General features: G+C 39.3%; 8 protein-coding genes. All 8 read right to left on the bottom strand.

The window, feature by feature from the left end; all coding sequences use genetic code 11:
• Nucleotides 1–38: 38 nt before the first annotated feature.
• Nucleotides 39–830: an SDR family NAD(P)-dependent oxidoreductase gene (locus BLQ17_RS21065; RefSeq protein WP_092226145.1), complete on the bottom strand. Its 792-nt coding sequence runs from the start codon at nucleotides 828–830 to the stop codon at nucleotides 39–41.
• Nucleotides 831–1,090: 260 nt separating this feature from the next.
• Nucleotides 1,091–2,116 carry a glycine betaine/L-proline ABC transporter substrate-binding protein ProX gene (gene proX / locus BLQ17_RS21060; RefSeq protein WP_092226144.1) on the bottom strand — a complete coding sequence of 342 codons (1,026 nt, stop codon included), beginning with the start codon at nucleotides 2,114–2,116 and terminating at the stop codon, nucleotides 1,091–1,093.
• Between the two features lie 111 nt (nucleotides 2,117–2,227).
• Entirely contained in the window at nucleotides 2,228–3,619 is a 1,392-nt protein-coding gene (gene lpdA / locus BLQ17_RS21055; RefSeq protein ID WP_218121877.1) for a dihydrolipoyl dehydrogenase, read from the bottom strand.
• A 45-nt stretch (nucleotides 3,620–3,664) separates the two neighbouring features.
• Complete coding sequence (locus BLQ17_RS21050; RefSeq protein WP_092226141.1) at nucleotides 3,665–4,996, bottom strand: dihydrolipoamide acetyltransferase family protein; 1,332 nt, start codon at nucleotides 4,994–4,996, stop codon at nucleotides 3,665–3,667.
• Nucleotides 4,997–5,006: 10 nt separating this feature from the next.
• Nucleotides 5,007–5,984, bottom strand: a complete 978-nt coding sequence (locus BLQ17_RS21045; RefSeq protein ID WP_092226139.1) for an alpha-ketoacid dehydrogenase subunit beta — start codon at nucleotides 5,982–5,984, stop codon at nucleotides 5,007–5,009.
• 15 nt (nucleotides 5,985–5,999) lie between these two features.
• A complete protein-coding gene (locus BLQ17_RS21040) occupies nucleotides 6,000–6,974 on the bottom strand; it encodes a thiamine pyrophosphate-dependent enzyme (protein ID WP_092226137.1) in 975 nt (324 codons plus the stop codon).
• An 88-nt stretch (nucleotides 6,975–7,062) separates the two neighbouring features.
• Complete coding sequence (locus BLQ17_RS21035; protein WP_092226135.1) at nucleotides 7,063–7,854, bottom strand: SDR family NAD(P)-dependent oxidoreductase; 792 nt, start codon at nucleotides 7,852–7,854, stop codon at nucleotides 7,063–7,065.
• Nucleotides 7,855–8,243: 389 nt separating this feature from the next.
• On the bottom strand, nucleotides 8,244–8,649 hold a 406-nt coding region (locus BLQ17_RS21030), incomplete at its 5' end, for a (2Fe-2S)-binding protein (RefSeq protein ID WP_176761378.1).

The raw sequence follows: 8,649 nt of genomic DNA, 5'->3' as shown, positions 1-8,649 counted from the left end.
GTCACCTTCAATTTCATCGGCGATCATTTCATTCTAAATTACATGATAGATCGAAGCCATCCGCCATCAACAAAATAAGTGGATCCAACGCAATAACTGGCCAAAGGAGAGCAAAGAAAGACGACAATGTTGGCTATTTCTTCAGGGGAAGCAAACCTACCAACAGGAACGTCTTTAAGTATTTGTCTGATTACCTCATTTTCATTAATCCCTAGCTTTTCAGCAAGATACTCATTGTATTTCTTCATAGGAGGTGTCAGTGTATAACCTGGATTGATACAATTTACCCGGATATTGTCTACAACAACTTCGTTAGCCAGACACTTAGAAAACATGACTAAAGCTGCTTTAGTAACGCAATAAATTGGGTTTTCATCCATAGGTTGTTTTCCATAAGTAGAGGCAATGTTTATGATTGCCCCGCCTCCCCTTTGCCGCATAATAGGTGTTAGACCTCGAGCCATTCTAACTGCCGCCATTACATTAAGATTCCAACTGAACTGCCATTCTTCATCATTCGCATCTTCAATCTTCTCTCTACTAGCAATCCCAACATTATTGATTAAAATGTCTATGCCACCAAAATCATTTTTTATTTGATTAAATAATCCACTGTAGCGGTCACTTTTACTGAGATCCGTTTTAATTGATAATGCCTTGATATTATATTTTTTTTCTAGCTCTCCCGTAACTTTTTTCCCAAGTGCTTCGTTAAAATCTACAATAAAAATATCAACACCCTCCCTTGCCAGACCCTCTGCTATAGCGCGCCCTATTCCAGAGGCGCCAGCTGTAATTACTGCCTTTTTCCCCTTCAATTTCAGATCCATATTTAAGCACTCCCTAAAATATTGTTAATGTCACAAAATGTACAAAATCGCATCCATCACACGCTTCAGCATATTCCTTTGGTATTTATCCTAGCATGTATATAGGGTTTTTTGTTCTTTTCGAACATGTTTTGTGCATAAAAAAAGCCTCTCCTTGGTATATTTTATATCTGCTCATACCCGGAGAGGCTTTCTTTTTTTCCATGTAAATAATAAATTACTAATAACCCATCAGCATAGCAGGGATTTACCAACAATGGTTACTGACTGGCTTTCAACGCCTCTGAAATCCATCCGTCGAACTTTTCTTGGTTTTCCTCAACCCATTGCTTAGCGTGGCGTTTAACATCCTCCACTGTTTTCTCTCCTTGATGAATTAGTAAATTTTCTTTCGACGTATCAGCTGTTGGGATATTCAACAGTTCAAAGAATTTTTTTGCAGCTGGGTTTTCATCGATAAAATTTTTATTGGCAAGTATGTAGACATCAATCACGCTAAATCCAGTATTTCTTCCGTCTGCAAGAATCGTCGTTGGTGCATTTTTTTGCCCTGGGGGCGAACAGGTGAATGGCACTGTTAATGGCACCACGTCAGTTCCAGGTACTAAAATACTAGATACCCACATTGGTTCCCAAAGATAGTAAAGAATTGGTTGCCCACTTTTATAACGCTGGATTGTATCTGCTATCAATGCGAAATATGTACCTTGTTGGTGGGTAACAGTTTTCGTCAGCTCGTAACATTTAAGATGGTTTTCGATCTCACGTTCACAACCCCATCCTGGATTACAGCCAGTAAGATCAGCCTTCCCATCGCCATCCTCGTCAAATATTTTGGCGATATTTGGATCCTTAAGTTGATCAAAACTATGGATATCATATTGTTCAGCAGTTTTTTTATCGATAAAATACTGTTGGGAGTTGCCAGCCTCGAAAGGCCCAATCTTGACCATAGTTTTATCTCCACCAGCCCGCTCGTAAAAAGTATTATGCATCGGTACCGCATGGTGCGCGCAATAATCTCCTTCACCTTGACCCATAGCGACATGCATTGTGGTAATCTCAAGTTCCTTTATCGGTGCTATGGTGTAACCAAGCCGCTTAAGTCCTATAGAAATTATCTCATCCCAGAAACTTTCTTCGAATGTATTATTAGTTATCGGCCTTACCGTCTTGCCTTTACCAGGAAGTTCCGCTCGCAATGGATTTGCTAACATAAATATTGTAAATAGCATAGCCAATACGGAGCCTAACTTGTGTTGGTTGAATTTGGAATACAGATTCATAGTGTCCTCCTTTAAGATATTTATCCTTCATTTTTTTAGATAATTGAATCCAACATTAAAGGCTGTAGCTTCAATTACCCACCGTCTGAAGATTTGGCTATCTAATAAATATTAATAGTGAATCGCCTTTCCTAAAACTGCAAGCATACCCTCTCTAATCAACTCAGAAAACGTTGGATGTGCATGGATCATATCACCAATATCCTCGGGTAATAGTTCGCTAGATTTGGCCAATAACAATTCATGTATTAATTCTGTGGCTTCGTGACCTATGATATGGCCTCCCAATATTTCTCCTGTTTGAGGATCTGTCAAAATTTTTATCTTACCTTCAGTTTTGTTAACGGCAACCGCTTTGCCGACGCCACGATAAGGGAATATTGTTTTTCGATAGGGAATGTTTTCTTCTTTGGCCTTTTTTTCCCGCAAACCGAAACTTGCAACTTGGGGTTCGCAGTATATTCCTGACGGAATATTGTCATAATTTAAGCAAAGTTTTGTATGTTTCTTTGCAATGTACTCTACAGCAATCTCTGCTTCTTTTGATGCAACATGTGCCAGTTGCGGTGTAGCCACAACATCCCCAATGGCAAACACATTTTTTACCGCTGTTTGATAATTGTTGTCTACAGATATGTAACCTTTTTCAGTCGTAAGACCAATATTTTCAAGTCCAATGTCATCGGTATTTGGTGTGCGTCCAAAAACACACAATACCTGGTCAGCATTTATATCTCTCTTATTATGTTGATAATCTTCTATCGTTACTGTTATATCCATATCTGTTTTTGTTATCGATAATGCCCTGGTGTTGGTCAATATTTCGATGCCTCTCTTAGTAAATGAGTCATTTAAAACTGCCACATTATCTTCATCCTCAAAAGGGAGCAGTTGATTTTGCATCTCAACAATGATTACATTTACGCCAAAAGCATTCATGATATGGGCGAATTCACAACCTATTGCGCCACCGCCAAGAATGATGATTTTTTTTGGTAGCTTTTTTTGGTTGAGAATTCCAGTTGATGACAATACTTTCTTTTCGTCGAATTCAAAACCTGGTATCTGCAACGGACGGGATCCTGTGGCAATTATTATATTACGTCCGTAAATTTCTTTCCCGTCATCAAGCATAATTGAATTTCTGCCTACAATTTTTGCTCGTTTCTGGACAAGGTCTACTTTGTTTTTTTTCAGTAGACTTTCAACCCCTTTTACAAGTGTTTCAACAGATTCCTTAGATTTTTCTAAAACCTTTGTGAAATCAAATTTTTCAGTATCTATTTCTACACCAAAATTATTTAGTTCTTTGCTCGATTCAAATATATCTGCCTGATAGATTATATTTTTTGTTGGAATACACCCTACATTCAAGCAAACACCACCAACTTTTTGCTTTTCAACAATACAGGCCTTCAAACCCAATTGTGATGCACGGATACCGGCAACGTATCCACCAGGGCCAGCCCCAATTATGATTAAATCATACATATTTTGCATCATTTTCTCCTTGGAATAAGGATCAACAAAAGTTTTTCCATAGCATAGTTAGATTGTCAAAAATGCTAGCGATGGATTTTCAAGTTTTTTCTTTATAGATTGCAAGAAATCGGCGGCTACAGCACCGTCGATAATTCTATGATCCACTGAAAGCCCAAAGCAACTTATCTGTTTGCTTCTTACTTCGCCATTTATGAGGCTTAGTTTCTCATCAAGCTTGCCAACAGAGAGGATGGCCACTTGGGGTGGATTAATGATTGCGGTAAAATGTGCAATATCGAACTGGGCCAAGCTTGACACAGTAAATGTTCCACGATCGATTTCTTCTCTTGTTAGTTTTCCTTCTCTGGCCCTCACTACCATTTCTTTTCTATAACTAGCGATCTGGCCGAAGCCCAACTGATCCGTATTTGGAATCGCTGGAACAATGAGACCATCTTTTAAGGCCACAGCAAGTCCAATATTGATATCAGGATTAATATATATGTTATCCTCTTGAAGAGTTGCATTGAAAATAGGATAATCTGATATTGTCAGCGCAACCGCCTTTACAATGAAATCATTAATTGACACACGTACTTTACTTTTTGTTTCTACTTGATCAATAATTTCTCCCTTTAGTTCAAGTAGCTTATCCATCTCAACATAAGTGAAGAAGTGAATATGGGGAGCGGTAAAGGCACTTTCCGTCAATCTTTTCGCTATTACTTTGCGCATACGATTCATCGATATGCATTTCCCAAAAACATGCTCCTCTTCTGAATCGCAGCCTTCATTTACTTTCCGAATTATATCAGCTTTGACAATACGGCCTCCGGTCCCTGTACCAATGACATCATCCGATTTAACACCTAATATATTTGCCACTTTTTGGGCAACTGGTGAGATTTTTCGAGATTCATTTTTAAAAACGTTTGAGGATACGTAATTTTCTACATCTTTTTTCATTATAGTCTCGTGTGGCCCGGTAGGTTTAACGAGGGTTAGATCGACACCGTATTTCTCAGCATATTTTTGAGCTGCAGGTGCTGCTTTTATATCCTTTGTTTCTTCTTGGGTAGTTTTAGCAGGCAATTTATTTGAATCTTTTGTCGATTCTTTCAACATCGCCTTCTCTAGATATGAATCTGGAACAGTTTCGCCTTCAGCTATTATTATAGCTACTATCATTCCGACTGGTACTTCAGATTCCTCTGGATAAAGGATTTTACCTAAAACTCCGGATTCTGGAGCAACTATTTCAATATTGACTTTATCAGATTCTATCTCCAGCAACGGTTCATCTTTTTCTACATGTTCTCCATCTGACTTTAGCCATTTCAAAATTTTAACAGCTTCAACTACTAAACCAAGATTGGGTATTATAACTTCTTTAGCCACTGCTATCCTCCTACTTTCCTAGAAATTCAGTAATTGCTGAAAGAATCCGTTGTTCGTTTGGTATCGCGAAATCTTCCATGTTTGAAGCAAAAGGTACAGGAATATCATAAGCCGCTAAGCGTTGTATAGGATCAATAAGGTAATCGAATCCTTCTTCCGCGACTATGGCTGCTATTTCAGCACCAAAACCACAGGTTTTACACGCTTGGTGTACTACAAACAACCGACCTGTTTTTTTAATGGACGATAGAATAGTTTCTTTATCAAAAGGACACAGAGTCTGAGGATCAATTACTTCAATCTGTATCCCTTGTTCCTCTAGTTTATTTGCAACGTTCATTACCCGATGGACCATTACTGCAGAGGCTACCACTGTTAAATCCGTTCCTTCTCTCAATATATTGGCTTCACCAAATGGAATATAATATTCCTCTTCAGGAACCGGCCCTTTTAATCGATAAAGCTGTATGTGTTCAAAAAATATGACTGGATTATTTGATTGGATTGCCGTTTTCAGCAATCCTTTAGCAGCATATGGAGAAGAAGGCATCGCTACTTTTAGCCCCGGTACATGGGCAAACCAACTCTCTAGGCTCTGAGAATGCTGGGCTGCGGAGTTATGAAATCCTCCTATAGGAGTGCGTATTACCAGTGGGACTTTGACATTTCCTCCAAACATATAACGCATTTTAGCCACTTGATTAACTATCTGATCCATAGCAACCGTCATAATATCGCTGAACATTATCTCCGCCACTGGTCGCATCCCAGTAATTGCTGCTCCAAGTGCAAAACCGACAATTGCACTTTCTGAAATAGGCGTATCACGCACTCTTTCATCCCCAAATTTCTTCCAAAGTTTTGGATTTGCGAAATAAGCCCCGCCATAGCGCCCTATGTCTTCGCCTAGGACAAACACCTCTTCATGTTTATCCATCTCTTCTTCTATGGCCTCTACCACCGCATCTGCATAACTGATTTCTCTCATGTATTGGTCTCCCCCTCATTCATTCTCAAACAATCCAACCAGTGCATCTTCAGGTTTCGGAGCTGGGCTATCTTCGGCAAATGCAACAGCCTCTAATAGTTCTCTTTTTATTTCTTCTTCCAATTGATCTATTTTTTCCGCTGTTATTATGTTGTTCTCTATTAAATATGCTTTAAATTGAGCAATCGGGCATTTATCTATCCATTCCTCAATTTCCTTTTTTGTTCGATAGGTATAATGTCTGTCGAATTCTCCTTCATAGTGACCCCGCCAACGATACGTCTTACACTCAATTAGACTAGGCCCTTCTCCTTTACGCGCCCGTTCAACTGCTTCCTTAGAAGCTTCATAAACGGCAATAACGTCATTCCCATCTACCTGGCACCCTTTTATTCCATAAGCATCTTTCCTGAGGTAATAATCATGTATCAAACTTGCCTGCTTTACTGACACAGAAACCGCATATTGATTGTTTTCACAAACGTACACCACAGGCAAATTCCAGACTGCTGCCAAATTGAGGCTTTCATGAAAAACCCCATTATTACAGCAACCGTCTCCAAAAAAACAAACTGCAACCTGATCCGTATTTCGCATTTTGATAGATAACCCAGCTCCACTAGCAATTGGCATCCCTCCACCAACAATGCCATTGGCACCAAGGATTCCCAAATCAAAATTGGCAATGTGCTGCGAACCTCCTTTTCCTTGACAGTAACCAGTAGATTTGCCAAACAATTCGGCCATCATAAAGCGAAATTCTCCGCCCTTGGCAATACAATGGCCATGGCCTCTGTGAGTTGAGGTTATAAAATCATTTTGTCTTAAGTTGGCACAAACTCCCGCCGCAACGGCCTCTTCGCCTATATAAAGATGAACGCTTCCCAAAATCATGCGGCGAGCGGCCAGATTTCCAACTTTCTCTTCAAAGTGACGTATCCGAAGCATCTTTTCCAACAGCTCTATCAATTTATTAGATTCCATAATCATTATCCTTATTTTTTTTGGTGAAAGGGTGGACTAGTAAAAAATTTCTTTCCCAAGTCTTTTAACGACGAAACCTCATAATGATATCTCTTCATGGCATCAGAGTGCCTCCGTTTACACAAATACATCCACCAGTAATATAAGAAGCTTCTTCTGATGAAAGAAAACAAATTACGTTTGCAATTTCAATGGGTTGACCAATACGCTTAAGAGGTATATTTTCAACTCCAAGACGCTTAAGTGGTATATTTTCATCTATTTCCTTTTGAATAGTCTCAGAGTTGGTTAATAAATGGCTGATCATTGGAGTAGAAATTGTACCTGGTGCTATTGAGTTAACTCTTACGCCATAAGGAGCTGATAGTTTAGCTAAAGATTTGGTCATTCCTATAACAGCTGCCTTTGAAGCTGAATAATGAGCACCAGAAAATTCTCCACCCGTCAAACCTGATTCTGAAGAGATGTTTACTATTGATCCATTTTTCTGCTTAATCATATACCTGAGAGCAGCCTGGCACACAAAAAATGTTCCTTTAGCATTCACTGCCATCATATTATCCCATTCATCTTCTGATATTTCAAAAACTGAAGTTTCTTTAAAAATACCTGCCGAATTTATAACTACATCAAGGTTTCCGAATTTTTCTACTATCATATTTATTACTTTTGAAACTTGTCCCTGATTCCTGACATCCAAGGGAATCTTAACTGGATTAAGATTGAAATCTACATCACTTAATTCGACAGCTGGAAAGCTAAAATCGGAACTTATTACCTTGGCTCCCTTTTTCAAAAAAAGATCTGTTGTAGCAGCACCTATTCCACTTCCTCCGCCTGTTATAAATACCACTTTCTGGTTACATTTTATTTGTGTTGTACTCATAAGACACTCCAAGATGAATTGAAATTTTTAATGTTCTACAGGAGATGATAAGAGTTTGCATTTTCAGGCTACCCTAAGAAACTTCAACACAAATCTCTCCTTATCCAACCAAATTCCCGAATTCTTGCAACGAGACCGATGCCCTTAAAACGAATTTTGATGTTAATTATAACCGTTATTGCTTAAGTCTTAATACAAGCCACCTAATTACAATTTTCCATTTATTGTTTATGTGTTATCTGCTTTTCCTCATTAAATTTTTATTGAAACTGAGGTATCCAAGCCCCACAACGACTTCTCTTTTGGTGGGGCGCGCCAAAGAATATTCAGCGCATTTCGACATCGCAATTCAGCTTGCCCGGTGTAGACATTTTGTGCGCGGCAGTGCTTTAGCTCTTATCTGTTGCCTTTGATTTGTGCCCAACTCTGTCAACTTCAGTAATACAGCCGATTGGTACCGGTCGAAGCGGCTGTCGTACAGTAAAACGTGATCGGGGCCAGTTATCCCGGGCCGCTTTCCACATTAATTCATTGGCAACTTGGCCACAGAATGTGCCTTGACAATTCCCCATTCCTAGCCTGGTTCTCCTTTTAAGATCATTGAGATCTCTCGCCCCGTTCGCAACAGCAGTTCTAATGTCTCGATACGTTACCTCTTCGCAGCGGCACACGATCGTTTCGTCAGTGACCGAATCAAATATTCCAGTTTTTATCATTGCCGTTTTTGACATCGCATCGCCTACATAACGGGCATTTTTAGCCTTCTTCCGGTCTTGCTTTGTCAATTGATCGGCT

The sequence above is a fragment of the Desulforhopalus singaporensis genome, assembly GCF_900104445.1.
GTDB lineage: Bacteria > Desulfobacterota > Desulfobulbia > Desulfobulbales > Desulfocapsaceae > Desulforhopalus_A > Desulforhopalus_A singaporensis.
This window is presented reverse-complemented; position numbering and strand designations above follow the sequence as displayed.

Coding starts and splice junctions, on each gene's coding strand:
- BLQ17_RS21065 (WP_092226145.1), bottom strand. CDS start 830: ATGGATCTGAAATTGAAGGGGAAAAAGGCAGTAATTACAGCTGGCGCC.
- proX (WP_092226144.1), bottom strand. CDS start 2,116: ATGAATCTGTATTCCAAATTCAACCAACACAAGTTAGGCTCCGTATTG.
- lpdA (WP_218121877.1), bottom strand. CDS start 3,619: ATGATGCAAAATATGTATGATTTAATCATAATTGGGGCTGGCCCTGGT.
- BLQ17_RS21045 (WP_092226139.1), bottom strand. CDS start 5,984: ATGAGAGAAATCAGTTATGCAGATGCGGTGGTAGAGGCCATAGAAGAA.
- BLQ17_RS21040 (WP_092226137.1), bottom strand. CDS start 6,974: ATGATTATGGAATCTAATAAATTGATAGAGCTGTTGGAAAAGATGCTT.
- BLQ17_RS21035 (WP_092226135.1), bottom strand. CDS start 7,854: ATGAGTACAACACAAATAAAATGTAACCAGAAAGTGGTATTTATAACA.